Source organism: Pseudomonas sp. Irchel s3a18 (genome assembly GCF_900187535.1).
Classification (GTDB): Bacteria; Pseudomonadota; Gammaproteobacteria; order Pseudomonadales; family Pseudomonadaceae; genus Aquipseudomonas.
In genome coordinates this window covers 205,878-231,082 of sequence record NZ_FYDV01000005.1, presented here as the reverse complement: position 1 = coordinate 231,082, position 25,205 = coordinate 205,878, and the positions used below count along the sequence as shown (strand labels likewise).

Genomic DNA, 25,205 nt, shown 5'->3' with positions numbered 1-25,205 from the left:
CCGTAAATGAGGACTGGCCCAAGCCTGAACCGAAACACCGGGCGAACCTATTCCTCCAAGGAGGTACCTCCACGAGGCGCCGCCGTTCAGGGAGCCAGGCGGTTGCGTGCCCACACCCCCTGGTGCAGACGGTAGTCCAGCCGGTCATGCAGGCGGTCGGCGCGCCCCTGCCAGAACTCCATGCGTTGCGGCTGCAGGCAGTAACCGCCCCACTGCTCGGGGCGCGGCACGGGCTGGCCGTCGAAGCGCCGGGTTGTTTGCGCCAGCCATCCATCCAGCTGCGCCCGATTGGCCAGCGGATGGCTTTGCGGTGATGCCCAGGCCCCCAACTGACTGGCCCGGGAGCGGGAATCGAAGTACGCATCCGACAGATCCGGGTCGAGGCGCGATACCTGCCCTTCGATCCGCACCTGGCGCTCCAGCGCCGGCCAGAAGAACGTCATGGCGGCATGGGGGTTGGCGGCCAGTTCCTGGCCCTTGGCGCTCTGGTAGTGACCGAAAAAGGTCAAGCCGGCTTCGCTGAAACCCTTGAGCAGCAACACCCGGCAGTGCGGCCGGCCCTCACGGTCGACCGTGGCCAACAGCATGCTGTTGGCCTCGACCGGTGCCTGTTCGGTATCGCGGGCCTGTTGCAGCCACTGGCCGAACAACCGCCATGGATCGTCCGGCGCGCCCTCCTCCTGCAGGCCATCGAGGGTGTAGTTGCGACGCATCTGAGCCAGGGAAAGGGGCATGACGGTGATCTCCGGTGAGGTTGCGCACAGTCTGCGAGGCCGTGCACAGCAACACCTTGATCACCATCAACAGCGGGCGTTGAATGGGTGATGCATCAGCACAAAGTCCTCACTGATCAAGAAACCCTGGCGGTCAACGCACCGACGTTCAACCGTGCCAATAGAACATGGCCTTGGCCAGGATCACGATCAGCAGCATGTGCCCCAGGATGCTGCGGCGAATCCAGCTGGCCCGGGCCTCTGTCAGCCGTGCGTGGTGCAGCCAGTACGCCAGCAGCAGGTAGTGCCCGACGATGCTCAGGGCGAGCACGATCTTCAGGCTCAACAGGCTGGCAAAACGGCTGTCCAGCGGATGGCTCAGGACACTGCGATGCTGCCAGGCCAGGCCAAGACCTGCGCCATACAACACCAGCACCACGCCATGCAGCACCTTGCGCGAGCGCACGGCAATGGCCTGGTCCGCCGTTGCCCGGGCATCCGCCGCCAATTGCCGACGCGCCGAGTGCCAGATGTACACCTCGAAAAACAGTGTGCCAATGAAGCCGATGGCCGCCAGCAAATGGGTGACCAGTAAAAAGGGATAGATCATCGTCCGCCTCCTGCGCCGTGCGCTTATCCCGGATGCCCGTCGACCCGGGCCCGCAGCAGCATCGGCCCGTAGCGCCAAGCGTATAGCGCAAACGCCAGGGCCCAGCACAGTCCCGCCAGCCACAACGCCGCCACCGGTAGCACCAGCACCAGTACGACCCGGCTGAAGCAGGCCAGGTTGAGCAGAATGAACGCCAGGGTCATGCCCGACGGCGGTTCCAATGCACGCCCGGTGTGCCCCAGGCTGACCCGCGCGATCATCGCCAGAATCAGCCCGGCCATGGCCCCTATCGTCAGGCAATGCACCGCCAGGCTGGGGTTGAGTGCCACCCCAAAATGCCACAGCGCCATGCCCAGGCACGCCAGCGCCAACCAGCCATAGGCCAGGTGCAGCGACCACAGCAACGGCACGCGCCACAGCCCGCGGTCATGCCAGCGCACCAGCCGCACCAGGTGCCCGGCCGCCAATGCTGCGAACAGCAGGCCGATCCAGAGATTGGCCGACAGCGCGGGCCCGGCGGCATACAGCAGCGCCACCAGCGCCGCCCCTGCCAACAACAGACGATCGAGCCAGGCCCAGGGGGCAACGGCCTCGGTCCGGCCCAGGCCACGCTGGGTGAAGAACGGAATGACCCGTCCACCGATCAAGCCCATCATCGCCGCCACCAGCCAGATGCCGGTCAGCACGCCTTGGCGCTGCCAGCCTTCATGGCCCTGTGCCAGGCCGTACACCGACAAGCCGTCCGCCGCCGCCAACAGCAGCAACACCACGACAATCGGGTAGTTGCGTTGCTGCCTCACGCGCCACAGGGAGCGCCCCATCAGCCCCGCCACCACCAACGGAAACGCCAGTTCCAGCAGCGCCACCAGCGGCCATGGCAGATTCACCAGCCAGGCCACCCGCGCGGCCAGCCAGAGCAAGGCCAGTGCCGCCAGCGGCTTGCCGCTCAGACCGGGCTGGCCGGTCCAGGTCTGTACCGCGGTCAGCAGGAAGCCGGCGATGATCGCCAGGCCAAAACCGAACAACAGCTCATGCCGATGCCAGGCCAGCCAGCCACCGGCGGGCTGCCAGTCACCAACGCCCCCCTTCAAGGCGATCAGCCAGAGCGGTATCGCCAGCAACGCCAGGCAAACGCCGGCGAGGAACAACGGCCGGAAAGCCAGGCGTAACACTGGCGCGATGGCCATCGCCGTACGGCGGTCAAGTACTTGCATCAAGCCACTCCTTTACCTCGCTGCCGACCTGACACGGGTCCGCTCGCGACGAATTGAATTCCGAGGCAATCATCCGGTAATGACGCGTCACTGCCTTTGTCGCAAATCAAGCTTACCGGGCAACAACGGGGGCAAACTGCCCGCCTGCTGTCACACCAGGACTTGCAAGGGCCGTGCCCTGCCCCCGTGGTGAGACTGCGGTGCCGGCACACAAGGGTCCCGGCAGTCCCCCTCATCGCGAGGACCACCAAGAAAATGGTCCAAATGACAAGATGATGGTCATTTTGACTCGTAACACCTTGGTCATTTTGACCTCATGATTTTGAAAAACCCACTAAATGCTAGGGAGGCGCGCCTGGCCCGAGTCTTGCTCAAGCCATGCCACCTTGATCCCCTTTCACTCCGCCGGAGTCGTCATGAATAACGTTATCCAGCCACTGGCTTGGTTTGTCGTCCTCAGCTCGGTCATCGCCTTGGCCAGTGGCATCTCCCTGGGCCTGGTTTGACGGCTTGGCCTGCGAATGCCGACCTTTGCAGGAGCGAGCAAGCTCGCGATGGACGTTAACGATAACGCGTGTTTTCTGATTAACCGCGCTGCTCTTGAGTTCATCGCGAGCACGCTCGCTCCTACCCCTATGGCTCCCCCCTTTTTCCGCTATCAGGATGAATTCTCATGGTGCTTCACCGCGTCCATCACCAGATTCTGCGCAGCCATCACTTGTTCGAGCCCTTGAATGAAGAACAGTTGGATGAGCTGATGGGGTCCAGCCATTTGCTGAGCATCGACAAGGGCGAACCGCTGTTTCGCCAGGGCGAGCCCGCCGATTCGTTTTACTTTGTGATTGCCGGTGCGGTGAAGATCTACCGCCTGACCCCGGACGGGCAGGAGAAAGTGTTCGAAGTCATCGGCCCGCGACAAACCTTCGCCGAGGCGATGATGCTGATGGACACGCCCAACTATGTGGCCTCGGCTGAAGCCGTGGGCCCCACGCAGCTCTATCGCCTGAGCAACAGCACCTACATGCGCCTGCTGCAGAGCAACAGCCGCCTGACCTTCGCCCTGCTCGGCAAACTCAGCATGCGCCTGCATCAACGGGTCAACGAAATCGAAACCCTGTCGCTGAAAAACGCCACCCACCGGGTCGTGCGTTACCTGCTCACGCAACTGATGCACCTGCAGCCGGTCGAGCGCCATTTCGAGTTGCCGATGGCCAAGCAGTTGATTGCCGGCCACCTGTCCATCCAGCCGGAAACCTTCTCGCGGATCATCCGCCGCCTGATCGATGAGAAGATCATCACCCAGGACGGCCGCCAGATTGTCATTCTCGACCGTCCGCGCCTGGAGCACTTCGAGTGAATGCCCTGCCCGTCTGCCTGTATTGCCAACGCCCCCACCCGCCTCGGCAAAGTACTTGCAGCCACTGCGGCATGCCCCTGTCGGCGCTGGCGAACGGTGCCCGACAACGCACGCTACGACGCTTCAGGTGGTTCTGCATCGGCCTTGCGATCTTCTGCGTGACGATGTTTTTCTGGCTGCCGCGCGGTTAAGCGCGGCCGCTCGCCGCCATCCTCCCCCCCCTCAAGGCTGTAATGCTGTTCATTTAAGAAGATGAGACCGCATTTGTAGGAGCGAGCGGGCTCGCGATGAACTCAAGAGCAGCGCGTTTAATCAGAAAACACGCGTTATCGTTAACGTCCATCGCAAGCCCGCTCGCTCCTACAAAAGGTCGGCGTTCGCTTAACTGAACAGCATTACCCTCAAGGCTGGGTCAATTGCCGATACAGCTGCGGCAAGCGCAGGGGCAGTTGTTGCGGTTGGTGGATCAGGGTGTAGCCATGGCCGCCGAACATGTACGGCAGGTACGCACCGGCTTCACGATCGATGGTGATGCAAAACGGCGTCAGCCCCTGTCGCCTGGCCTCCAGCACCGCCTGGCGGGTGTCTTCAACGCCGTAGCGCCCCTCGTACAGATCCAGGTCATTGGGCTTGCCGTCCGTGAGCAACAACAACAGCTTGCGCCGCCGCTTGCAGTCGCCCAGCAGTTGGGTGGCCTGGCGGATGGCGGCCCCCATGCGCGTGTAGTAACCCGGCTTGAGCCCCTGAATGCGCCCCCGGGTAGTGTCGTCATAACGCTGATCGAACGCCTTGAGTTCCTGCATCCGCACCTGCTGGCGGCGCAACGAGGAAAACCCGTACAGGGCAAAGTCGTCGCCCAGCACCGACAGGGTTTCGCCGAACAGCAGCAGGCTGTCGCGGATCACATCGATCACCCGATGTTCAGTGTTCAGGTGGGCATCGGTGGACATTGAGAGATCGGCCAGCAACAGGCACGCCAGATCGCGACGAGTCTGGCGTTGCTCCATGAACAGGCCTCGTTCGGCGCACTGCCCATGCGCACGCTCGACGTGAAAGTCCAGCCAGGCCTGCATATCCAGCTCGCTGCCCTGGGGCTGCTGCCGCAACCACTGCCGGTCGTTGCGCAGGTGTTCGAACTGTCGCCGCAAGCGCTGCGCCGAGGGCTTGAGCCGCGCAGGCAGCGGCTGCGCCTGAGAGTCACGGGGCACAAGCATTTGCAGGTTGACGAAGTCGTCCCGCAAACGTGCTTGGCGATAGTCCCATTCCGGCAACTTGATGCCCGCCCCCAGGGGGATGTCATCGACGTCCGCCGGTGGCAGATCCAGGTGCAGCTTGAGACCACCGCCCTTGCGCAGGCGGGTGCGCGACAGGGTCAGTTGGTCCAGGTCATCGGCGACCCTTGCGGCGTCGGGGTCTTCGCGATCATCCGACCAGCGATCCAGGTCCACGTGCTCGGTCCAGCTGAACAGGTTCTCCAGGCGCACCACCAGCAGCCCACCCTGACGCGTGCTGTCGTCGATCCGCGTGGCGCGCTTGCGACCGCCTTGCTGTTCGCCGGGAGGTGTCGCCAGGCACTCATCCGACTCCTCGAGATCCGCCGCTTGCGGGCTGGCCAGATGCAGCGGCGGATACAGCCACAGCGGCACCGGCCAGGCCGCCCGCTCGCTGCGCACAAACTCGCTGACACTGCCCGGTTCGCGCAGGGCCTGGCACACACTGCGCTCCAGCGCGGCTTCGGCAGGGCTCAGCGACGCCGGATCCGGGCGCAGTTGCAGATGGGCCTCGACCAGGCGCCGATAGCGGGCGCGCAACGGCGGATAGCGCTGTAACAGGGTCTGGGTCCAGCGTTGATTGTCCCGGCCCCAGTGCCGCATCGGCCCGGAATGCGCCGCCAACAGTGCCAGCCAGCGATAGAGTTCCTCATTCAGTCCGGCATCGGGAAACACCGCCAGGCTCGCCGGCAGACGCAGATTCTGCGCGTCGCACCAGGCCAACGGCACTTGCCGGCAGGTGCCGGCGATCTGCTGCAACAGGGTGCGCCGCAGCAGCAGGTCACGCTCGCTGGCGGCCTCCACGCCCCGGTTGCCGACATCGCCCATGGCCCGCTGCAACAGCGCCAGCGAGCGTTGCCGCGGGGCCAGTTCAACCCGGGCCTCAGGAAAATCCGGACTCGCGCGGCGGGTGATGAAGCGATGCCAGACGCTACCGACCCATTCTTCCAATTCAAGGGTGAAGGCCATGGAGCCTCCTGGTTTCATGTGCCAAAAAACGGCCCGGCGTCGCCGCCGGACCGCCCCTTTCCAGACCTAACGGCAACTCATGATGGAACCACCGCCGCCGGTGCGCGTAACGCGGCACGAGCGCGCTGGCGGAAGCTCGCCAGGTAGCAGAGCAGCCCCGCGAAGAACCCCAGCCCACTGACCAGGCGCGCCCAGAACAAGCCTTGCAGATGCTCGACCGTGGCCATGAACGGCAAGGCACTGCCGTCCTCTGCCCAACGTTGCAGCAACACCTGCACCACGCCGGCGGCGGTCAGCATCAGGGTGATCAGCACCATCGACAGGGTCATCAACCAGAAGCCCCAGATCTCCAGGGTCTGCGAGCGTTCGTCGGCGGCCTCACCGAGCCCGCGCAGGCGTGGCATGGCGTAGCTGATCAAGGTCATCACGATCATCGCGTAAGCACCGTAGAACGCCAGGTGCCCGTGGGCGGCGGTCAGTTGCGAGCCGTGAGTGTAGAAATTGACCGGGGCCAGGGTGTGCAGGAAACCCCAGACTCCGGCACCGAAGAAGGCGGTCACGGTGGTGCCCTTGGCCCACAGCGTGGCGGCGCGGTTCGGGTGCTGCCGACGGCGGTTCTTCACCATGCTGAAGGCAAAGATCACCATGGCCAGGAAGGGCAGCGGCTCCAGTGCCGAGAAGATCGAGCCCACCCACAGCCAGACCTCGGGTGCGCCGATCCAGAAGAAGTGGTGACCGGTGCCGATGATCCCGGTGATCAGCGCCATGGCGATGATCACGTAGAGCCATTTCTCCACCACTTCCCGGTCCACCCCGGTGATCTTGATCAGCACGAAGGCCAGCATCGAGCCCATGATCAGTTCCCACACACCCTCCACCCACAGGTGCACCACCCACCACCAGTAGAACTTGTCGCGGGCCAGGTTGCCGGGGTTGTAAAAGGAGAACAGGAAGAACACCGCCAGGCCGATCAACCCGGTCATCATGACCATGCTGACGGTGGTCTTGCGGCCTTTGAGCAGGGTCATGCCGATGTTGTAGAGAAACCCCAGGCACACCACCACGATGCCCATCTTGGTGATGGTCGGCTGCTCCAGGAACTCCCGGCCCATGGTCGGCAACAGCTCGTTGTGGGTCAGCTTCGCCAGGCCCGCATAAGGCACCAGCAAGTAACCGAGAATGGTCAGTACACCGGCGGCGGCGAACACCCAGAACAGGATCAGCGCCAGCCTCGGGCTGTGCAGTTCACGGTCGGCCTCCTCCGGAATCAGGTAGTAGGCGGCCCCCATGAAGCCGAACAGCAGCCAGACAATCAGCAGGTTGGTGTGCACCATCCGCGCGACGTTGAAAGGAATGACCGGGAACAGAAAGTCCCCTATCACGTACTGCAGGCCCATGATCAAACCGAACAACACTTGGCCCAGGAACAGGATCAGGGCAAATACGAAGTAAGGTTTGGCCACGGCTTGCGAGGCGAACTTCAGATGTGGATTGGCAATGCTCATCACTCAGCCCTCCTTGTTTGGCGGCCAGCCATTGGTATTGATTTTCGAGCTCCACTTGAGGAATTCGGCGATGTCGTCGACTTCCTGCTCACTCAGGTTGAATTGCGGCATCGCCCTACGCCCGGGTACGCCCAGGGGCTGCATCTTCATCCAGGCATGCAGGAAGGGTTTGAACGCCTCCTCGCCGCCGCGGCGCTGAAACACATTGCCCAGTTCAGGCGCGAAGTAAGCGCCCTCGCCCAACAGCGTGTGGCAACCGATACAGTTGTTTTGCTCCCAGACCGTCTTGCCGCGAATCACTGATTCGGTCAATTGCGCTGCATTGCTGCGGTCAGGAAAGGTCTGCTCGGTGTGATAGGTCAAGGCCAGGAATATCAGGAAGAAGAACACGCTCCCCCCGAAATAGATGTTCCTGGCCATGCCTTTGGTGAAGGTCTCTGACATGGTCGCTTCCTCTTTGCTTGGCCCGTCCATGATAGGAAGCGAAGGGTTGAAACCTGCTTGATGGCGATCAAGAAACGCCGATGGTTTTGGTCAGGTATAGCCCACATTAGATTCGCGCTGTTTTACAGACTGTATGCCTTAACCGACCAGCACCAGCATCAATCCCACCACGGCTGCCAGCACCAGCGCCCAGCTCACCATCAACCCTCGCCACAATCGCGGTGCGCGGCGCAGCTCCATGAAGCCATCGGTGATCAGCCAGGCCTTGCCGACCGCCACCAGCAAAATGGCCATGGACAGCGGCCACGTCGCGCCGGACTGTGCCAGCACCACCGTGCACACGCTTAACGTCGCCAATGCGGCCCAACAGACGAGCAAAAACCTGGAAACTGACATCAGCCCCCCATCAATTCAGAACGTAGACCAGCGGAAAAAGTACGACCCAGATCAGATCGACCATGTGCCAATACAACACGCCGGATTCAAATCCGCTGCGGTTGCCGGCGTCGTACAGGCCACGGCGGCAACGCTCGGCCAGCCATCCGAGAATGACCATACCAAGCAATACGTGAAGAAAATGAAACCCGGTGAGGATCCAGTAGAGGGTGAAAAAGGTGTTGTGCTCCATGCCCAGCCCCGAGGCCAGCAAGTGCCGGTATTCAGTGAGTTTCAACACCACGTAGACGCTGGCGGCGAGCAGCGCTGCCAGCAGGTAGACAGCGCCGTGGCGAGGCCATGAGCGCCTGACTTGCTCCTGAGCCAGCGCGGCGAACAGCCCGGCCGTGAGCAGACTCAGGGTCATCGCCAGGCCGGTGGACGTATTGAGCAACAGACGACTTTCGACGAACAGCTGCGGTTTGATTGCCTGGGTCACGGCGAACGCCAGTATCAGGATGGCGAACACCGTCAGCTCGGCGAGGATGAAAAACCACATCGCCAGGTCCCCCGGCAAGTGGCGAGGCGAGTGCCCGGCGGTGTCAGCCGAAGTAGACATCAACCACGTCCATCAGCGCGGCCACCGTCACCCCGTCATCGCTCAGCGGCTCGGCCAGGCAGGCCAGGCAGGCCTCGCGGGGATTCATGCCGGCACCGATCATGCGCGCGGTAAAAATCAGCAAGCGTGTGGACGCCACTTCTTCCAGGTCATGCTGATCCAGGCGGCGCAATGCCTGCCCCAACCCGACCACCTGGTTTGCCAGCGCAGCGTCCACCCGGGCCTCGCGAGCGACGATGCGCGCTTCCTCGGCGGGCGCCGGGTAATCGAAGCGCATCGCCACGAAACGCTGGCGGGTGCTGGGCTTCATGCCTTTGAGCAGGTTCTGGTAACCGGGGTTATAGGACACCACCAACATGAAGGATGGCGGTGCTCGCAGTACTTCGCCGGTGCGCTCCAGGAACAACTCACGACGGTCGTCGGCCAATGGGTGCAGGACCACCACGGTGTCCTGGCGGGCCTCGACCACTTCGTCGAGGTAACAGATGCCCCCTTCGCGCACCGCGCGAGTCAGCGGCCCGTCCTGCCACCAGGTGCCTTGGGCGCCGATCAGGTGCCGGCCGATCAGGTCGGCGGCGCTCAAGTCATCGTGGCACGCCACGGTGTGCAACGGCAGGTTCAGGCGGTGGGCCATGTGCTGGACGAAGCGGGTCTTGCCACAGCCCGTGGGGCCCTTGATCAGGACCGGCATGCCGTGTCGCCAGGCTTGCTCGAACAGCGCCTGCTCATTATTCAGCGGTTGGTAGAAGGGTTCGATCGTGTGTTCGCAAGACTGGCTACGGTCCATGGGGCACCTGATTCAACAGCGGAATTGAGGAACACGCTACGGCCCCCTGCGACAACCTGGCAAGTGGCGTGGCCGGCAAACTTGATCCCCGTCAAGCAAGCATTGGCCTGCTCGGGCATAGCCTTGCAGCGCACTAAGAACCTGCGTCTTGTGCGGCCGTTCAAGCACATCGCAAAGGTCTTGCCTGAGGAGAAATGGAATGCTGATCAGCAATAGAAAAACGTTTGCTCTGACTGTCGCCACACTGTGTTCGGCACTGGCCCTTGCGGTGACACATGCGGCCAGAGCCGATGAACCCGCCGCTGCAGCGGCCAACCCGCCCATGGCCAAAACCGCCGGCGCGCCCGACATGAGCCAGGCCGAGCTCGACGCATCCAAGGAAATCTACTTCCAGCGCTGCGCCGGCTGCCATGGCGTTCTGCGCAAAGGCGCCACCGGGAAACCCCTGACGCCGGACATCACCCAGGCCCGCGGGCAACCCTTCCTGGAGGCGTTGATTACCTATGGATCGCCCGCAGGCATGCCGAATTGGGGCACGTCCAATGCGCTGACCAAGGATCAGATCACGGACATGGCCAAGTTCATTCAGCACACGCCGCCGACGCCACCGGAATGGGGCATGGCCGAAACGCTGAAAACCTGGAAAGTGCTGGTCAAACCCGAGGATCGTCCGACCAGGCAACTGAGCAAGCTCAACTTGCCCAACCTGTTTTCGGTGACATTGCGCGATGACGGCAAGATTGCCCTGATCGACGGTGACAGCAAACAGATCGTCAAGCTGATCGAGACCGGTTATGCGGTGCACATCTCGCGCATCTCCGCCTCGGGCCGGTACTTGCTGGTGATCGGTCGAGACGCGCGAATCGACATGATCGACCTGTGGCCGGTGGAGCCGACCAAGGTGGCCGAAGTCAAAGTGGGCATCGAGGCACGATCGGTGGAGACCTCCAAGTTCAAGGGCTACGAAGACAAGTACACCATTGCCGGTTCCTATTGGCCGCCGCAGTTCACCATCATGGATGGCGAAACCCTGGAGCCCAGGCAGATCGTCTCGACCCGCGGCATGACCGTCGACAAGCAGGAATATCACCCTGAGCCGCGAGTCGCGGCGATCATCGCTTCCCACGAATGGCCGGAGTTCATCGTCAACGTCAAGGAAACCGGCAAGGTCATGCTGGTCAATTACCAGGACATCAAAAACCTCACCATCACCTACATCGATGCCGCGCCGTTCCTGCATGACGGCGGTTGGGACAGCACGCATCGCTACTTCATGACCGCTGCTAACAACTCCAACAAAGTCGCCGTGATCGACTCCAAGAAGCGCGAGTTGACCGCCCTGGTGGATGTCGGCAAAACCCCGCACCCGGGCCGTGGCGCCAACTTCGACCACCCGACCTACGGGCCGGTCTGGGCCACCAGCCACCTGGGTGATGAGGGCATCTCGCTGATCGGCACCGACCCGGTCAAACACCCGCAGTACGCCTGGAAACAGGTCACCTCGATCAAGGGCCAGGGCGGCGGCTCGCTGTTCATCAAAACCCACCCCAACTCCCGTCACCTGTATGTCGACACCACCCTCAACCCGGACGCAAAACTCAGTCAGTCAGTGGCGGTGTTCAACATCGACAAGCTCGATGCCGGCTACACCGTGCTGCCTATCGCCGAATACGCGGGCATCAAGCAAGGGGCGATGCGCGTCGTGCAACCGGAATACAACAAGGCCGGCGATGAAGTCTGGTTCTCCGTGTGGAGCGGCCAGGCAGACGAATCGGCGCTGGTAGTGATCGACGACAAAACGCTGAAGCTCAAATCGGTTATCAAGGACAAACGGCTGATCACACCCACCGGGAAGTTCAACGTCTACAACACCCAACACGACATCTATTGAGCTCCATCAATACAAGGAAACACCATGAAAAATACTCTGCTTTCACTGTTCGCCCTGACCGCTGCGCTGTGCGTGCAGCCGGCCATGGCCCAAGACGCGCTGGAGCTGTTCAAGAGCAAACCCTGCGCCGCCTGCCATGCCATCGACGCCAAGCTTGTCGGCCCGGCGCTCAAGGAGGTGGCGGCCAAGAACGCGGGAGTGGCCGGGGCCGTGGATACCCTGGCCAACCACATCAAGAACGGCACGCAAGGTAACTGGGGCCCGATGCCGATGCCGGCCAACCCGGTGACGGATGAAGAAGCGAAGACCCTTGCGACTTGGGTCCTGAGCCTGAAATAGCCAATGGGAGGGCGTCATGATGGTGTACCGACACGCTGTATTCCTGGCGGCCCTCCTCCTCATTTGCGCAACCGCGGTTGCGGCGCCTGACGCCAGGCGTCAGGCACAACTCGAACACCTGCTGGCGCAGGATTGTGGCGCCTGCCATGGGCTGCACATGACCGGCGGGCTGGGTCCCGAACTGACTCGCGCAGCGCTGGCGGGCAAGTCCAGGGACAGCCTGATTGCCACCGTCACCCAAGGCCGGCCCGGCACCGCGATGCCCGGCTGGGCGCCATTGCTTGGCCCGGACGACATCCGTTGGCTGGTCGACCTTCTTCTCCAGGGATATCCCGCACCATGATCCGTTCAATCCTGCTCTCAGCGGCGACCGGGCTGTTGTTGTCCGCGTGTGTTCAGCCGCCGTTGCGTGGCACCGGCGATCTTGGCGTGGTGGTGGAGCGCGCCACCGGCAGCCTGCAAATCATCGAAAACGACACGCGCACGGCACTGGCCCGACTCGAGGGGTTGGGCGATCTGTCCCATGCCTCGGTGGTGTTCTCCCGCGACCAGCGCTATGCCTATGTGTTCGGCCGCGACGGTGGGTTGAGCAAGATCGACCTGCTGACCCAACGCATCGACCATCGGGTAATACAGGGCGGCAACAGCATCGGCGGCGCCATCAGCCAGGACGGCAAATTGATCGCCGTGTCGAACTACGTCCCTGGCGGCGTCAAGGTTTTCGATGCGCAAACCCTTCAGCAAGTGGCCGATATTCCGGCCACACCACTGGCCGATGGCACCCAGCGCTCCAGGGTGGTTGGCCTGGTCGACGCGCCCGGCCAGCGCTTTGTGTTCAGCCTGTTCGATACCGGCGAGATCTGGACCGCCGACTTCAGCCACGGCATATCCCCGCGGATCAGCCGCTTTTCTGACATTGGCAAGCAACCCTACGACGCGCTGATTACACCGGACGGTCGCTACTACATGGCCGGGCTGTTCGGCGAAGACGGCATGGCCCAACTCGATCTATGGCATCCCGAGCGCGGGGTACAGCGAGTGCTCGCCGATTACGGACGCGGCCAGGCGAAACTGCCCGTCTACAAGATGCCGCACCTGGAGGGCTGGGCCATCGCCGACCATCAGGCCTTTGTGCCCGCCGTCGGCCGACACCAGGTGCTGGTGATGGATTCGCGCACCTGGCAGCAGACCGCAGTCATCCCCGTTGCCGGTCAACCCGTGTTCGTCACATCGCGGCCGGATGGTCGGCAACTGTGGGTCAATTTCGCCTACCCGGACAACGATCGGGTTCAGGTCATCGATACCGAAACCCACGCCGTGGTCGCCGATCTGCGACCGGGACCCGCAGTGCTGCACATGGAATTCACCGCGCGCGGCGACCAGCTGTGGCTGTCGTTACGCGATGGCAATCAGGTTCAGGTCTGGGACCCGTACAGCCTGAAGCAGCTGAGTACCCTGCCCGCCACCGCGCCGAGCGGCATCTTCTTCAGCAGTCGCGCGCAAAAAATGGGCTATTGAAATGAACCTCGACCTGCTCAGCCAGCAACTGATCGACCGCTTCCAGCACGGCATGCCGCTGAGCGCGGAACCCTTTCGTGAGATGGCCCATACCCTGGGTTGCACTGAGCCGCAGGTGATGGCCTGCCTGCAACGCCTGGAACTGGCCGGAGCCTTGTCACGCGTTGGCCCGGTGTTCGAACACCGGCGCGCCGGGGCCAGCACCCTCGCCGCCCTCGCCGTGCCCGTCGAACGCCTGCATCAGGTTGCCGAACGCGTCAGCCAATACCCCGAGGTCAATCACAACTATGCGCGGGAACACCACTACAACCTGTGGTTCGTGTTGACCGGCCCCGACCGCCAGCACATCGAGCGAATTCTCGAAGAACTGGAGAGCGACACCGGTCTCACGCCACTGGACCTGCCGATGTTGACCGCCTACCGCATCGACCTTGGCTTTGCCTTGGGAGAAGGCCCTTGAAAGCTCAATTGAATCCCAAACAGGCGCTGGCCCTGCGTCGACACCTGGAAGGCGGTTTGCCCCTGGTGGCGCGCCCCTATCAGGCCCTCGCCGAACGGATAAACGCCGACGAAAACCAGGTACTCGCGCAAATGCGCCAGTGGCAGGAACAAGGGTTGTTCCGTCGGGTCGGCCTGGTACTCAACCATCGCGCGCTGGGTTTTACCGCCAATGCCATGCTGGTGCTGGATGTTCCGGACGCGCTGATCGACGAAGTCGGCCAGCGCCTGGGCCGGGCATCCGGCATCACCCTCTGCTATCAACGGCCGCGACGCTTGCCGCAATGGCGCTACAACCTGTTCTGCATGGTTCACGGGCGTCAACGTGATCGGGTCGAGGCGCAAATCCAGGCGCTGCTGGAAGAACACCTGCTGAGCGACCTGCCCCACCAACTGCTGTTCAGCACCCACGCCTTCAAACAATGCGGCGGGCGCTTTGCACCCTTGCCAACAGGAGCACCTCCCCGTGGATGACCTCGACCGTCGGCTGATCAATCGCTTGCAACGGGGCCTGCCGCTGGTACGCGATCCCTGGCAGGTAGTGGCCGCCGAACTGGAAAGCAGCAGCGCCGAATTGCTCGATCGCCTCCACCAACTGCTGGAGGACGGTGTGCTCACGCGCTTCGGCCCGATGTTCGACATCGAACGGCTGGGAGGGACCTTCACGCTCGCGGCGCTGGCGGTGCCGGAAGAACGTTTCGAAAACGTCGCCGCGCAACTGCATGAGCTGCCTGAAGTGGCGCACAACTATCGACGCGAACACCGCTGGAACATGTGGTTCGTGCTCGGCTGCGCCAGTGAACAAGGCCTGGCCGATGCCCTGCATCGCATCGAATCCCTGACCGGCCTGCCGTTGCTTAACCTGCCTAAAGAGGAGACCTACCATGTCGGTCTGTATTTCCCGGTCTGAAGACACTCTGGCCCACCGCCTGATCGAGCTGACCCAGGCCGGCCTGCCGTTGCTGGACGACCCTTGGGCCTGGCTCGCCGATCAGTTGGGGCTGAGCATTGAATCGACCCTGGACTTGCTCAAGCGATTGCAGGCCGAGGGTGCCATCCGGCGCATCGCCGCGGTCCCCAACCACTACCGCCTGGGCTATCGCTACAACGGCATGACGGTCTGGGATGTGCTCGACACAGACATGCCGCGCCTCGGCGCGCTGATCGGTGCGCAACCCTTCGTCAGCCATTGCTATCGACGTCCGCGCCGGGCCGAGTGGCGCTACAACCTGTTTGCCATGGTGCATGGCCGCAGTCGCGAGGAAATCGACAGCTACCGCGAGCACCTGCGCTATTTGCTGGGCGATGCCTGTGCCGCCGACGAGATGCTGGTGAGCAGCCGCATCCTGAAAAAAACCGGTTTGCGCCTGCCACCCGCTTCGCGCTGAACACGCGCCGACTCAAGGAGAGTTGCATGTTGAGGATCAGCCAATACCTGCGAGCGCTGGCCGGCCAGGCGCCCGCCCCCAGAACCAGCCCACCGGGCAACCACCGGGCGCCAGTGGTGATCTGGAACCTGCTCAGGCGCTGCAACCTGACCTGCAAACACTGTTACGCCACCTCCGCCGACAGTGTCTTTCGAGATGAACTGGATACGCCGACTGCACTCACCGTGATCGACGACCTGCACGACGCAGGCGTAAAGGTCCTGATTCTGTCCGGCGGTGAACCCTTATTGCGCGACGATCTGTTTGTGCTCAGCGCTTACGCCCGCGCCAAGGGTTTCTTTGTGGCCTTGTCCACCAACGGCACGCTGATCAATGAGCAAAACATCCCGCAGATCCGCGCGGCGAATTTCGATTATGTCGGGATCAGCATCGATGGCCTGGAAGCCACCCATGACGCCTTCCGCCAATTGAAGGGCAGTTTTGCCAGTTCCATGCAGGCGATCCGGCTCTGTCGTGAACAGGACATTCGTGTCGGCCTGCGCACCACCCTCACCCAGGAGAACCATGGGCAGCTTCCCCAATTACTGGGGCTGATGCGCGAGTACGACGTGCAGAAGTTTTACCTGTCGCACCTCAACTACAGCGGTCGCGGCAAACGCAGCCGCAAGCTCGACGCCCGGCAACAGATGAGCCGTGATGCGATGACGCTGATTTTTGAACGGGCCTGGGAAGATGTCGTGCAGGGCCGCGACAGCGATTTTGTCAGTGGCAATAACGATGCCGACGCGATTCTCTTGCTGCAATGGGCAGGCCTGCATCTACCCGAACATTACCCGCGCCTGGAACACATGCTCCGCGCCTGGGGAGGCAACGCTTCGGGCAGCGGTATCGCCAACATCGACAACACCGGCGAAGTACACCCCGACACCTATTGGTGGCAGCACTCGGTGGGTAACGTGCGGCACACGCCGTTTCGCACACTCTGGCTGGACCGGCCGGACGCCTTGCTGCAGCAGCTGCGTGCGCATCCGCGAGCGGTCGGTGGCCGCTGTGGTCAATGCCGCTGGTTGGACATCTGCAATGGCAACACCCGAACCCGCGCCTGGGCCGAAGGCGACCTCTGGGGCCAGGACCCCGGTTGCCACCTCAGCGATGAAGAAATCGGCGTGCCACCCATAACGACCATTCCTTGCATCACACACTGAATTGCCCGTCCGGCCAACCACCTGAAAAAGGCTGGGGCCGGTCAACCTGATGAAGCACCAAGGACGTCCCATGCCTCCATCAATTGCTATACCGGCAACACTTGAGTCCCTGTTCAGACCGGGCGAAGTCGCCCTGGTTGGCGCTGGTCCCGGCGATCCACGCCTGCTGACCCTGCGCGCCTGGAGCCTGTTGATGCAGGCCGACGCGGTGGTTTACGACCGCCTGATCAGCCCCGAGCTCCTGACGTTGATCCCCCTCACCTGCTCCCGGCATTACGTCGGCAAGGCGAGCGGCTGCCACAGCCTGCCCCAGGAGCAGATCAACCGACTGCTCGCCGACCTCGCCGATCAAGGACAGCGTGTGGTCCGGCTCAAGGGTGGCGACCCGTTGATTTTTGGTCGCGGCGCCGAGGAGCTGGAGTATCTGCTGCAACGCAACATTGATTGTCAGGTGGTCCCCGGCATTACGGCCGCCTCCGGGTGCAGCGCTTACGCCGGGATCCCGCTGACCCACCGGGATCTGGTCAACTCCTGTCGATTCATTACCGGCCACTTGCAACACGACGGCGAGTTGAAACTGCCCTGGCACGACCTGGCCGACAGCAGCCAGACCCTGGTGTTTTACATGGGCTTATCGAACCTCGGGATTATCGCTCGGCACTTGATAGATGCCGGCCTGTCTGCCGACACTCCGGCGGCGCTGATCAGCAACGGTACGCGGCCCGACCAGCATATCGTCCGTGGCTTGCTGCACCAACTGCCGACCCTGGCGCTGGATTGCCCGCCCGGGATTCCGACGTTGACGGTAATTGGCAAAGTGGTCGATCTGTTCGCCGCACAGCAAATGGAATACCCGGCGCGCTTTTATCCTGCCCAGGCGCGGCAACGCCACGGCAAGGTGGCGATATGAAACGCAGGGTGCTTGTCTCGTTGTTATGGGTCGGTGCGGCCCATGCCGGCGCAGCGATTCCGCCTGCCGACGCAGCGCGTGAACAGGCCGTCAACCACTACCAGCAGCATTGCCAGGGCTGCCATGGCGCCAACCGTTTCGGCGGAACGGGGCCGGCATTGCTGCCAGAGAGCCTGAGCCGGATCAAACCCGACGAAATCCGCAACGTGATCCAGAACGGCCGCCCCGCGAGCCAGATGGCCGGGTTTGCCAGCGTGTTCAACCCGGCGCAGATCGACGCGCTGGCGAACTACCTTCAGCAACCGCCCGCCACCGCGCCGACCTGGAGTAACGACGACATTCTCGGCAGCCACACGATGCTCGCCGATATCAGCAAACTGCCCGACACACCCCAGCATGATGCCGATCCGTTGAACCTTTTCGTGGTGGTGGAAGCCGGCGATCACCACATCAACATCCTCGACGGCGATCGTTTTGAAGTGCTGGCGCGATTTACTTCGCACTTTGCGGTGCATGGCGGGCCGAAGTTCTCGCCGGATGGGCGCTTCGTCTACGTCGCCTCGCGCGATGGCTGGGTCAGCCTGTACGACCTGCACAACCTGAAGCTGATCGCCGAGGTCCGCGCCGGGCTCAATACCCGCAACCTGGCGGTGAGCAAGGATGGTCGCTGGGTGCTGGTGGGAAACTACCTGCCGGGCAACCTGGTGGTGCTCGATGCCCGCGATCTGTCGCTGGTCAAAACCATCCCCGCGATCGGCCGTGACGGCACCGTATCACGGGTCAGCGCGGTCTACACCGCCCCGCCACGGGACAGTTTCATCGTCGCGCTCAAAGACGTGAAGGAAGCCTGGGAACTGTCGAGCGCCGGCACACCGGACTTCGAACCGCGACGGATCCAGGCCGAGGATGTGCTGGACGACTTTTCCTTTTCCCCGGACTACAAGCAGCTGCTGGCCACGTCGCGCAAGGCCAAAGGCGGTCAAGTGATCGACCTCGACAGCGGCAAAGTGGTCACCGACATACCGCTACCGGGTATGCCGCACCTGGGGTCCGGGACCTATTGGAAACACAACGGCCAATGGGTGTTCGCCACGCCGAACATCAGCCAGGGGCTGATCTCGGTCATCGACTTCAAGACCTGGAAACTGATCAAGGAAATCCCCACCCTGGGGCCGGGTTTCTTCATGCGCAGCCACGTCAACTCGCGGTATGCCTGGACCGACGTGTTCTTCGGGCCGGACAACGATGCGATTCACCTGATCGACAAACAGACCCTGGAAATCGCCCACACCTTGCGCCCGATGCCCGGCAAGACGGCCGCCCACGTCGAGTTCACACGCGACGGCCGCTATCTGCTGCTGAGCATCTGGGCCACCGATGGCGCCCTGATTGTCTACGACAGCAACACCCTCAAGGAGATCAAGCGCCTGCCGATGAACAAACCGTCGGGCAAATATAACGTGGGTAACAAGATCGAGTTTGTGGAGGGGACTTCGCATTAGGGGTTGGGGTTGGGGTTGGGGTTGGGTGTATATCCGTTTCTGCGGTAACGGCTGGTATTGGTTCCGCTCTTACAGCCATCCCTTTCAAGGTCTTTTGACTTTGGCAGCCTTGAGCACGCGATCCGTCGACACGTGGGCATGCACTGCTTTGCCCTCAAGCCATTCCTTGGGTTTGGGCAACTTCGGGCCGCGTTTACTTTTGGCAACCTGTCTGGGCTGGATATAGCCACCGAGCAACAGCAAGCGCTGAGCTATTCCTTCAGGGGGTGTTGTGGTGGGGAAGTGTTGTGGTGGGGAAGTGTTCTGACGGCAAGGCAATCTGCATGCCCTCATAACCGCTGCGTACCTGTACCGTCAGGTGGAAAATCGAAGCTTCCCAATCTTCGGACTGGGTCTGGCGATGAGCCTGTTCGACGCTGCGCTTGAGCACAGCCAAAACGTTGTAAGCCAACACGGCCGACGCAAACCCCAGCAGTGCGGCCTTAGGGTTGCCCAAGGTTTCGATTTCACTTTCCAGCACTGATTCCAGGCGCTGGAACATCCCTTCGATACTCCAGCGACGACGGTACAAATCGGCGATTTGTTCAGCGCTGACGGTGTCGGGCAAGTTGCTCCAGAACAACAGCGTGGTGTCGCCTGAGTCGGTGGGTTTTTGCAGGCTCAGTTCGACACGCCGCCATTGGCGCCCGCCTTTCACTTCGATGATTTGCTCACGCACGCTGCCTGTCGTGACGGCCACAGGCGCCTGCCAGTCGCTCTCCTGAAGCAGGCGCGGATGCTTGCTTTGCTGACGAATAATGAATGAAGCCCCGACCTCTTCGCAGGCCTCCATGACCGGGAGCGTGCAATAGAGCCGATCAGCCATCCACAACTGGCCGGCACTGGCTTTTTCTAGCAACGGCAGAACACTGACGCGCTCACTGGCATAAGCATCTTCACAGGGTTGGAGGTCGACGACCTGGTCCAGATCAGGGTCGTAGACCACAACCGAAAAACCAGGCCGGGCGGCACCTCGTTCACGACGCAAAGGCCCCAGACGTTTTTCGCTGGAAGGCAGGTGATTACCGTCAACGATGCGCAGTTGCCAGCCAGGCAACATGGCTGAGTAACCCAGCTCTTCAATCGTCGGAGTCAGGCGCTGCGCGCTGCCGGTGACCAAGGCGCGCAGCAGCGCAGGCTCTGTGCGGCTGACCTTGTCATAGAGCGCCGCCAGGCTGACTGGAAGATTTTCCATCTGACGCGCAGCGGCATGCAGCGAAGGTCGCAAACCCAGCGAGACAAGGGACATCAGCTCAACGATGGTTGAAAACAACAGTTCACGCGGGTACTGCCGTTGACGATGTTCTTCGAACATCTGATCAACCCACTCAGGCGCAATGGCCTGCTCCAACACCAATTTGGCCATAACACTGGCCGGTGCTTTTTTCTCAAACCGCGCTAAAACCTCTGCCCACATCGTCTCGTCGTCCTGACTGGAATTTTGGGGGGATTTTATCAAAGACCTTGAAAGGGATGGCTGTAAGAGCGGAACCAGTAGCAGCCGTTACCGCAGGAATGGATATGTACTCGATCAACAATCCACGGACCGCCTTCGCAGCCCAAGTGTGTGTGTTCACCCTTCAGCCCAAGGTGTACCCGTTATCAACCTTCCAGTCCTGGCCGTAGACACCCCGGGCACCTTGGGACAGCTGAAAGACAATCACGTTGGCCACCGCCGACGCATCGAGGAAATGACCAGGCAGCAGACGCTTGCCGAGGGTGTCGGCAACTTCGTCGAGTTCATCGTCGCTCAAGCCCAGGTTGTCCCACATCGGGGTGGCGGTCGGCCCCGGGGACACCAGATTGATGCGCACATCAAAACGGGCAAACTCCACCGCCAACGTGCGCGCCTGTGCTGCCAGCGCGGCCTTGCTGGCAATGCAGGCAGCCAGGCCGGGAAAGGTCGAACCGGTCAGGAAGCTGCCGACAAACACCACCGAAGCCGGGCTCGCCAGCTCCCCGCGCAACGCCGTCAGAGTGTTCAACGCCCCGGCACCGTTGACCGCCCATTGGCGTTGAAAGGCCGGCATGTCCAGGCTGTCGGCCATTTCCGCGATCCCCGCGCCAGGCACCAGATAATCCACCGGGCCCAGCGCCGCCGCCCGCCGGGCCAGCCCTTGCAGGTCCTCCTCGCAGGTGACGTCCCCGGCACACCATTGCAGCCGTTCGCCGTAGACCTGCTGCAAGGTCGGCAACTCACCGGCGGTACGTGACATCGCCAGCACCTTGACGCCACGCGGCAACAGCGCAGCGCACAGGGCCAGACCAATCCCGGAACTGGCGCCGGTGATCACGGCCAAACGGTCCTGAAACTCGGTTTGCATCATGTTCTCCTGGGCATCGTCGATGCCAAGCACTAGGGACATTACGGGTCCCTATCTTTGAACAGGTGCAAAAATACCGACTTGACGGCGATCAGATTTTTTTCAAAGGTTGCGCAGAGAACCGACCGGTCAGTGAGTCGAGTGCGACATGGCCGGTTGTTGAAGCACCGCCTGATCGATTTCACTGAACCGCAGCACGCGACCGCCCTGCTCGGCGACCAGTTTTTCAGCGGCCTGCTGAGAGGAGAAAGACGCCAGCACCACGCCCATGGCCCCCTTGAGCCGGGTGCCAACCACGTAGAAGGCATCCCTGGCATCGATAAGGTGGGCATCATCCGGTGCATTCCACGGACTGCGGCCCATGTCGTGGACATACAACCTGGCATCGCCATGATGATTTTCCGGCTGCAACCACCAACCGATCATTTCCGCCGTGGAACAGAATTTCTTGATGCCGCTGCGCTCGACCACTTCGCCCTTGGGCCCGGGGAAGCCGTCGATGATCATGCCGCAGACATGGCATTCATCACTGGGATGAAACGCGGTGGGCGCGTCGCTGTAGCTGGCTTGCTCCGGTTTGTCACAGGCCGCCAGCAGCAGACAGACCATCAGACCTGCCACCGCGCGTACCGTCGTTAGATAAAGAGTGCTCATCGTCAACTGCTCCAGAAATATCAAGGTGGGAATTCATGTCGCCCGTCGACGGAACAGCAGCCAGGCCGAGCCCAAAGGCGCCGCTACCCACAGCAACAGGCACAGCCAGAGCATCGCGCCCGGCATCGGCAGATCGCTGCCCAGCGTCAGCACGCCAGCGGCATTGGCGCCCGGTTCAAAACCGGAGAGATTGATCAGGCGATAGATGTCGGCAGGATTGAGCAGCAGCAACCAGGGCAGCACTTTCGGATTGAACTGCCCTTCGCTGAGCACCAGCAATGCCAGCAGCGCCAGGTCGAACACCAGCACAAAAAAGAACCACACCCCCAGCGCCAACCCGGCGGCGGTGGATTTCTCGGCGGACACACTGCTCAGCACATAGGCCAGCCCAAGAAAGCCCCAGCCCAGTAACGTCGACGACAGCATGAATCGTCCAAACGCCCAGAGCAGCAGGCTCAGCTCGACGTCCTCCACCAGTACGGCGATTGCCAGCATCGCGCAGCCGAAACCGATCAGCGTGGCCAGCGCCAGGATCAACCCGTGGCCAATGAACTTGCCGAGCAGGATGTGCCCACGCCCAAGCGGATAGGTCAGCAACAGCAGCAAGGTGCCGCTTTCGTCCTCGCCGACGATGGCGTCATAGGCCAGCAGCAAGGCGATCAGCGGCATCAGGAACGTCGCCAGACTGGCCAGGCTGGCAATGGTGGCGGGCACCGAGGTAAACCCCAATTGACCGGAAGCCGCGGCGCCCAACCAGGCGATGCCGGTTGCCAGCACCGCGAACAACAGGCTGATCGCCAACAGCCAACGGTTGCGCAAACCGTCATTGAATTCCTTGCGGGCCATGTTCCAGATCGGGTTCATGCGATCTCTCCATTGGGGGTCGCACGAGCCCGCCCCATGTAATAGCGATAGATGTCTTCCAGGGACGGCGGATCGATTTCCACGTCGGCCGGTTCGTCTTCATTGAGCAATTGCCGCAACAGACCAAGCTTGCTGCCATTGAGTGCGGCGACTTCCAGGCCTTCCACGCCCCAGCGCTGGGTGACATGCCCGGCGTTGTTCCAGGATGCCTGCAGGGGCCCGGCGTGCTTGAGTCCGTTGGCGCGAATCAGCGTCGGCAACCCGGCCTCCTCTCGCAGTCTGCGCAGACTGCCAAGCGCCAGCAGACGCCCCTGAGTCAGAATCGCCGCACGGTTGATGTGCGCCTCGACCCCCGGCAATACGTGGGAGCAGAGAATGATGCTGGTGCCCTGGCTGCGCAGCCGGTCGAGCAACCGATACAGGTCTTGGGTGGCAATCGGATCGAGGCCGACGGTCGGCTCGTCGAGCAGCAACAAGCGCGGCTCGCCGAGCAAGGCTTGCGCCAGTCCCAGGCGCTGGCGCATGCCCTTGGAGTAGGTCTTGACCCGTCGATGCGCGGCGCCCGCCAGGCCGACTTCCTCCAGCAACACGTCCACCTGGGCGGGCGCTGCGCCTTTGAGTCGTGCGAAATGACGCAAGGTCTCCAGGCCGCTCATCTGCGGGTAAAAGGTCACGTTCTCCGGCAAATAGCCCAGCAGGCGCCGAACGTGTGGATCACTGGGCAATCGGCCGAACACCCGGACCTGCCCTTCGCTAGCCTGGAGCAGGCCGAGCACCAGTTTCATGCTGGTGGTCTTGCCGGCACCGTTGTGCCCGAACAAACCCAGCACTTCACCTTCGGCGAGGCTCAGGCTCAACTGATGCAACACGGTAGTGTGCCCATAGCGCTGGCTGACGCCTTCCATGTCGATGACATTCATGCGATAGGCTCCTGGGTCAGGGTTTGAGTGGTGGGCTTCATGAGCGGATGGCTGTCCAGTACGCCTGGCGATTTCATCACCGGAAACGCCCGTTGCACCCAGCGCAGCAATTCGATCCCCGGACTGTTCATCAACAGCCGCACCTGCGGGTACAGCCATAGCAGGCGGTCGACGTTGTCGTTGGGTTCGTAGGCGATATCGCCCTGGCCATCGTTGTTGCGGTCCCAGCCCAGGTAATCGCTCCAGTAATTGCCCCGGCCATCCACCGACCATTCCTGCAAGCGGGTGGCGACGTATTTGACCTGTCGCTGGTTGCCGACAAACGCGTTGTCGGCGATGCGGTTGTCTTCCGAGCCGGCGGTGAGGTGAATGCCCACGGCGCTGTGCTCGAAGTGGTTGTGTTCAATACTGTTGAACAGCGAGTTGTAGATGAACAGTGCCTTGCCCTCGGCGCCGCTGATCATGCTGTCGCCGGTCGAGCCGTCACGCACGTCCGTGACGAAGTTGTCACGCAAGGTTGAATAGGTGATGTAGTTCATCAGGATGCCGTAGTTCTGATCCTGTTCGGAGCGGTTGCCGATCACCGTGAGCTTGCGGCTTTGCATCAAGGCATAGCCGGTGCGGGTACGGCGGGTGGTGTTGCCGATCAGCCGGTTGTCGTTGGCGAACATGTAATGCACGCCGTAGCGCAGGTCTTCCAGGGTATTGCCTTGCAGCAGGTTGCCGTTGGAGGTGTCGATATAGATGCCATCGCGGGTGTCGCGCACCTGGTTGCCGATGACCCGGGCGCCATGCACCGCATACAGGTGAATGCCGTTGCCGCGATCCTGGGAGCGCATCGCTGGATCACCCTGAATGCGGTTGTCGATCAGGCTCGCATCCTGAGTGCCGTCGACCCAGATACCAAAACCCTGGCCTTGCAGGCGATTGCCTTTGATCACCGCGCCACGGGCCTCGGGCTGGAGGAACACCGCCGCATTCATGGCCGTGAGATCGTGCCCCCAGTCCAGAAAGGTGCAACCCTGGATCCCGACATCGGGTGCGCTGACGATCACTCCGTTGCCCTGCCCTTGCGCCTGGAATACGGCACCGGGCTCGCAAACGATCTGCATCGGCTGATCGACACTGAACGAGCCACGGTACTCGCCCGCCGGCAGGTGCCAGCGTTGTTCGGCGTCAAGCCGCAATGGCAACGTCGTGATCGGTTGCACCGACGCCAGCGCACTACCGGAAATCAGCAGGAGCGCAAGCGCGATCACCTTGATTGGGTTTCCCTTGATATCGGTCAT

General features: G+C 62.2%; 27 protein-coding genes and 1 pseudogene. 13 read left to right on the top strand and 15 right to left on the bottom strand.

All coding sequences use genetic code 11. The features are described from left to right. Positions 1–86 precede the first annotated feature (86 nt). From pdxH to CKW29_RS10115, 3 genes are all read right to left on the bottom strand, one after another. Entirely contained in the window at positions 87–734 is a 648-nt protein-coding gene (gene pdxH, locus CKW29_RS10125; protein ID WP_095143411.1) for a pyridoxamine 5'-phosphate oxidase, read from the bottom strand. A 148-nt stretch (positions 735–882) separates the two neighbouring features. Further along, positions 883–1,323, bottom strand: a complete 441-nt coding sequence (locus tag CKW29_RS10120; protein ID WP_095143410.1) for a CopD family copper resistance protein — start codon at positions 1,321–1,323, stop codon at positions 883–885. 23 nt (positions 1,324–1,346) lie between these two features. Then, on the bottom strand, positions 1,347–2,537 hold the full coding sequence (locus CKW29_RS10115) for an NnrS family protein (RefSeq protein ID WP_095143409.1): 1,191 nt from the start codon (positions 2,535–2,537) through the stop codon (positions 1,347–1,349). A 673-nt stretch (positions 2,538–3,210) separates the two neighbouring features. Here CKW29_RS10115 and CKW29_RS10110 point away from each other — a divergent pair. Both CKW29_RS10110 and CKW29_RS10105 read left to right on the top strand, forming a co-directional pair. Then, positions 3,211–3,894, top strand: coding sequence for a Crp/Fnr family transcriptional regulator (locus CKW29_RS10110; RefSeq protein ID WP_095143408.1), 684 nt, complete (start codon positions 3,211–3,213; stop codon positions 3,892–3,894). Further along, complete coding sequence (locus tag CKW29_RS10105) at positions 3,891–4,085, top strand: protein DnrP (protein WP_095143407.1); 195 nt, start codon at positions 3,891–3,893, stop codon at positions 4,083–4,085. The genes CKW29_RS10110 and CKW29_RS10105 overlap by 4 nt, the downstream gene beginning before the upstream one ends. Positions 4,086–4,295: 210 nt before the next feature. On the opposite strand, the gene CKW29_RS10100 is transcribed toward CKW29_RS10105, so the two are convergent. The 6 genes from CKW29_RS10100 to CKW29_RS10075 form a co-directional block, all read right to left on the bottom strand. Beyond that, positions 4,296–6,134 carry a nitric oxide reductase activation protein NorD gene (locus CKW29_RS10100; RefSeq protein ID WP_095148358.1) on the bottom strand — a complete coding sequence of 613 codons (1,839 nt, stop codon included), beginning with the start codon at positions 6,132–6,134 and terminating at the stop codon, positions 4,296–4,298. Between the two features lie 77 nt (positions 6,135–6,211). Then, positions 6,212–7,639 (bottom strand): cbb3-type cytochrome c oxidase subunit I, encoded by a 1,428-nt coding sequence (locus tag CKW29_RS10095; protein WP_095143405.1) that lies wholly within the window; start codon positions 7,637–7,639, stop codon positions 6,212–6,214. A 3-nt stretch (positions 7,640–7,642) separates the two neighbouring features. Continuing rightward, positions 7,643–8,083 carry a cytochrome c gene (locus tag CKW29_RS10090; RefSeq protein ID WP_095082456.1) on the bottom strand — a complete coding sequence of 147 codons (441 nt, stop codon included), beginning with the start codon at positions 8,081–8,083 and terminating at the stop codon, positions 7,643–7,645. Between the two features lie 138 nt (positions 8,084–8,221). Then, positions 8,222–8,479 carry a cytochrome C oxidase subunit IV family protein gene (locus tag CKW29_RS10085; protein ID WP_095148357.1) on the bottom strand — a complete coding sequence of 86 codons (258 nt, stop codon included), beginning with the start codon at positions 8,477–8,479 and terminating at the stop codon, positions 8,222–8,224. Positions 8,480–8,489: 10 nt separating this feature from the next. Then, positions 8,490–9,077, bottom strand: coding sequence for a cytochrome c oxidase subunit 3 (locus CKW29_RS10080; RefSeq protein ID WP_095148356.1), 588 nt, complete (start codon positions 9,075–9,077; stop codon positions 8,490–8,492). Then, positions 9,061–9,864, bottom strand: a complete 804-nt coding sequence (locus CKW29_RS10075; RefSeq protein ID WP_095082449.1) for a CbbQ/NirQ/NorQ/GpvN family protein — start codon at positions 9,862–9,864, stop codon at positions 9,061–9,063. The genes CKW29_RS10080 and CKW29_RS10075 overlap by 17 nt, the downstream gene beginning before the upstream one ends. Before the next feature lie 199 nt (positions 9,865–10,063). On the opposite strand from CKW29_RS10075, the gene CKW29_RS10070 reads away from it, so the two are divergent. From CKW29_RS10070 to CKW29_RS10020, 11 genes are all read left to right on the top strand, one after another. Beyond that, positions 10,064–11,755 (top strand): cytochrome D1 domain-containing protein, encoded by a 1,692-nt coding sequence (locus CKW29_RS10070; protein WP_095148355.1) that lies wholly within the window; start codon positions 10,064–10,066, stop codon positions 11,753–11,755. A gap of 24 nt (positions 11,756–11,779) precedes the next feature. Beyond that, entirely contained in the window at positions 11,780–12,094 is a 315-nt protein-coding gene (locus CKW29_RS10065; RefSeq protein ID WP_095148354.1) for a c-type cytochrome, read from the top strand. A 16-nt stretch (positions 12,095–12,110) separates the two neighbouring features. Further along, the gene (locus CKW29_RS10060; RefSeq protein ID WP_095082441.1) at positions 12,111–12,437 is read left to right on the top strand and encodes a cytochrome c; all 327 of its coding nucleotides are present in this window, start codon (positions 12,111–12,113) and stop codon (positions 12,435–12,437) included. After that, positions 12,434–13,612 carry a cytochrome D1 domain-containing protein gene (locus tag CKW29_RS10055; protein ID WP_095148353.1) on the top strand — a complete coding sequence of 393 codons (1,179 nt, stop codon included), beginning with the start codon at positions 12,434–12,436 and terminating at the stop codon, positions 13,610–13,612. The genes CKW29_RS10060 and CKW29_RS10055 overlap by 4 nt, the downstream gene beginning before the upstream one ends. A gap of 1 nt (position 13,613) precedes the next feature. Further along, on the top strand, positions 13,614–14,072 hold the full coding sequence (locus tag CKW29_RS10050) for an Lrp/AsnC family transcriptional regulator (protein WP_095148352.1): 459 nt from the start codon (positions 13,614–13,616) through the stop codon (positions 14,070–14,072). After that, the gene (locus tag CKW29_RS10045; protein ID WP_095082434.1) at positions 14,069–14,584 is read left to right on the top strand and encodes an Lrp/AsnC family transcriptional regulator; all 516 of its coding nucleotides are present in this window, start codon (positions 14,069–14,071) and stop codon (positions 14,582–14,584) included. The genes CKW29_RS10050 and CKW29_RS10045 overlap by 4 nt, the downstream gene beginning before the upstream one ends. Beyond that, positions 14,577–15,020: an Lrp/AsnC family transcriptional regulator gene (locus tag CKW29_RS10040; RefSeq protein ID WP_095148351.1), complete on the top strand. Its 444-nt coding sequence runs from the start codon at positions 14,577–14,579 to the stop codon at positions 15,018–15,020. Before CKW29_RS10045 ends, CKW29_RS10040 begins: the two co-directional genes overlap by 8 nt. Further along, positions 14,995–15,498 carry an Lrp/AsnC family transcriptional regulator gene (locus tag CKW29_RS10035; protein WP_095148350.1) on the top strand — a complete coding sequence of 168 codons (504 nt, stop codon included), beginning with the start codon at positions 14,995–14,997 and terminating at the stop codon, positions 15,496–15,498. Before CKW29_RS10040 ends, CKW29_RS10035 begins: the two co-directional genes overlap by 26 nt. Positions 15,499–15,524: 26 nt before the next feature. After that, positions 15,525–16,703, top strand: coding sequence for a heme d1 biosynthesis radical SAM protein NirJ (gene nirJ / locus CKW29_RS10030; protein ID WP_095082428.1), 1,179 nt, complete (start codon positions 15,525–15,527; stop codon positions 16,701–16,703). Positions 16,704–16,773: 70 nt separating this feature from the next. Further along, entirely contained in the window at positions 16,774–17,613 is an 840-nt protein-coding gene (gene cobA / locus CKW29_RS10025) for a uroporphyrinogen-III C-methyltransferase (protein WP_095148349.1), read from the top strand. Next, positions 17,610–19,115, top strand: coding sequence for a nitrite reductase (locus tag CKW29_RS10020; protein ID WP_095148348.1), 1,506 nt, complete (start codon positions 17,610–17,612; stop codon positions 19,113–19,115). The genes cobA and CKW29_RS10020 overlap by 4 nt, the downstream gene beginning before the upstream one ends. A gap of 84 nt (positions 19,116–19,199) precedes the next feature. Here the strand turns inward: CKW29_RS10020 and CKW29_RS10015 are convergent. From CKW29_RS10015 to CKW29_RS09990, 6 genes and pseudogenes are all read right to left on the bottom strand, one after another. Then, a pseudogene (locus tag CKW29_RS10015) lies at positions 19,200–20,520 on the bottom strand (IS4 family transposase). A gap of 214 nt (positions 20,521–20,734) precedes the next feature. Continuing rightward, positions 20,735–21,478 carry an SDR family NAD(P)-dependent oxidoreductase gene (locus CKW29_RS10010; RefSeq protein ID WP_095148404.1) on the bottom strand — a complete coding sequence of 248 codons (744 nt, stop codon included), beginning with the start codon at positions 21,476–21,478 and terminating at the stop codon, positions 20,735–20,737. Between the two features lie 129 nt (positions 21,479–21,607). After that, positions 21,608–22,132 carry a nitrous oxide reductase accessory protein NosL gene (locus CKW29_RS10005; RefSeq protein ID WP_095148347.1) on the bottom strand — a complete coding sequence of 175 codons (525 nt, stop codon included), beginning with the start codon at positions 22,130–22,132 and terminating at the stop codon, positions 21,608–21,610. Between the two features lie 33 nt (positions 22,133–22,165). Then, positions 22,166–22,996: an ABC transporter permease gene (locus tag CKW29_RS10000; protein WP_095082420.1), complete on the bottom strand. Its 831-nt coding sequence runs from the start codon at positions 22,994–22,996 to the stop codon at positions 22,166–22,168. Then, positions 22,993–23,916: an ABC transporter ATP-binding protein gene (locus CKW29_RS09995; protein WP_095148346.1), complete on the bottom strand. Its 924-nt coding sequence runs from the start codon at positions 23,914–23,916 to the stop codon at positions 22,993–22,995. Before CKW29_RS09995 ends, CKW29_RS10000 begins: the two co-directional genes overlap by 4 nt. After that, positions 23,913–25,205 carry a nitrous oxide reductase family maturation protein NosD gene (locus tag CKW29_RS09990; protein ID WP_095148345.1) on the bottom strand — a complete coding sequence of 431 codons (1,293 nt, stop codon included), beginning with the start codon at positions 25,203–25,205 and terminating at the stop codon, positions 23,913–23,915. The genes CKW29_RS09995 and CKW29_RS09990 overlap by 4 nt, the downstream gene beginning before the upstream one ends.

Bases quoted from the DNA above. Each gene is read 5' to 3' on its own strand.
- CKW29_RS10120 (WP_095143410.1), bottom strand. From the start codon at position 1,323: ATGATCTATCCCTTTTTACTGGTCACCCATTTGCTGGCGGCCATCGGC.
- CKW29_RS10065 (WP_095148354.1), top strand. From the start codon at position 11,780: ATGAAAAATACTCTGCTTTCACTGTTCGCCCTGACCGCTGCGCTGTGC.
- CKW29_RS10000 (WP_095082420.1), bottom strand. From the start codon at position 22,996: ATGAACCCGATCTGGAACATGGCCCGCAAGGAATTCAATGACGGTTTG.
- CKW29_RS10060 (WP_095082441.1), top strand. From the start codon at position 12,111: ATGATGGTGTACCGACACGCTGTATTCCTGGCGGCCCTCCTCCTCATT.
- CKW29_RS09990 (WP_095148345.1), bottom strand. From the start codon at position 25,205: ATGACCGATATCAAGGGAAACCCAATCAAGGTGATCGCGCTTGCGCTC.
- CKW29_RS10110 (WP_095143408.1), top strand. From the start codon at position 3,211: ATGGTGCTTCACCGCGTCCATCACCAGATTCTGCGCAGCCATCACTTG.
- CKW29_RS09995 (WP_095148346.1), bottom strand. From the start codon at position 23,916: ATGAATGTCATCGACATGGAAGGCGTCAGCCAGCGCTATGGGCACACT.
- CKW29_RS10010 (WP_095148404.1), bottom strand. From the start codon at position 21,478: ATGCAAACCGAGTTTCAGGACCGTTTGGCCGTGATCACCGGCGCCAGT.
- CKW29_RS10080 (WP_095148356.1), bottom strand. From the start codon at position 9,077: ATGTCTACTTCGGCTGACACCGCCGGGCACTCGCCTCGCCACTTGCCG.
- CKW29_RS10115 (WP_095143409.1), bottom strand. From the start codon at position 2,537: ATGCAAGTACTTGACCGCCGTACGGCGATGGCCATCGCGCCAGTGTTA.
- CKW29_RS10020 (WP_095148348.1), top strand. From the start codon at position 17,610: ATGAAACGCAGGGTGCTTGTCTCGTTGTTATGGGTCGGTGCGGCCCAT.
- CKW29_RS10095 (WP_095143405.1), bottom strand. From the start codon at position 7,639: ATGAGCATTGCCAATCCACATCTGAAGTTCGCCTCGCAAGCCGTGGCC.
- cobA (WP_095148349.1), top strand. From the start codon at position 16,774: ATGCCTCCATCAATTGCTATACCGGCAACACTTGAGTCCCTGTTCAGA.
- CKW29_RS10085 (WP_095148357.1), bottom strand. From the start codon at position 8,479: ATGTCAGTTTCCAGGTTTTTGCTCGTCTGTTGGGCCGCATTGGCGACG.
- CKW29_RS10050 (WP_095148352.1), top strand. From the start codon at position 13,614: ATGAACCTCGACCTGCTCAGCCAGCAACTGATCGACCGCTTCCAGCAC.
- CKW29_RS10035 (WP_095148350.1), top strand. From the start codon at position 14,995: ATGTCGGTCTGTATTTCCCGGTCTGAAGACACTCTGGCCCACCGCCTG.
- CKW29_RS10075 (WP_095082449.1), bottom strand. From the start codon at position 9,864: ATGGACCGTAGCCAGTCTTGCGAACACACGATCGAACCCTTCTACCAA.
- CKW29_RS10100 (WP_095148358.1), bottom strand. From the start codon at position 6,134: ATGGCCTTCACCCTTGAATTGGAAGAATGGGTCGGTAGCGTCTGGCAT.
- pdxH (WP_095143411.1), bottom strand. From the start codon at position 734: ATGCCCCTTTCCCTGGCTCAGATGCGTCGCAACTACACCCTCGATGGC.
- CKW29_RS10055 (WP_095148353.1), top strand. From the start codon at position 12,434: ATGATCCGTTCAATCCTGCTCTCAGCGGCGACCGGGCTGTTGTTGTCC.
- CKW29_RS10070 (WP_095148355.1), top strand. From the start codon at position 10,064: ATGCTGATCAGCAATAGAAAAACGTTTGCTCTGACTGTCGCCACACTG.
- CKW29_RS10090 (WP_095082456.1), bottom strand. From the start codon at position 8,083: ATGTCAGAGACCTTCACCAAAGGCATGGCCAGGAACATCTATTTCGGG.
- nirJ (WP_095082428.1), top strand. From the start codon at position 15,525: ATGTTGAGGATCAGCCAATACCTGCGAGCGCTGGCCGGCCAGGCGCCC.
- CKW29_RS10005 (WP_095148347.1), bottom strand. From the start codon at position 22,132: ATGAGCACTCTTTATCTAACGACGGTACGCGCGGTGGCAGGTCTGATG.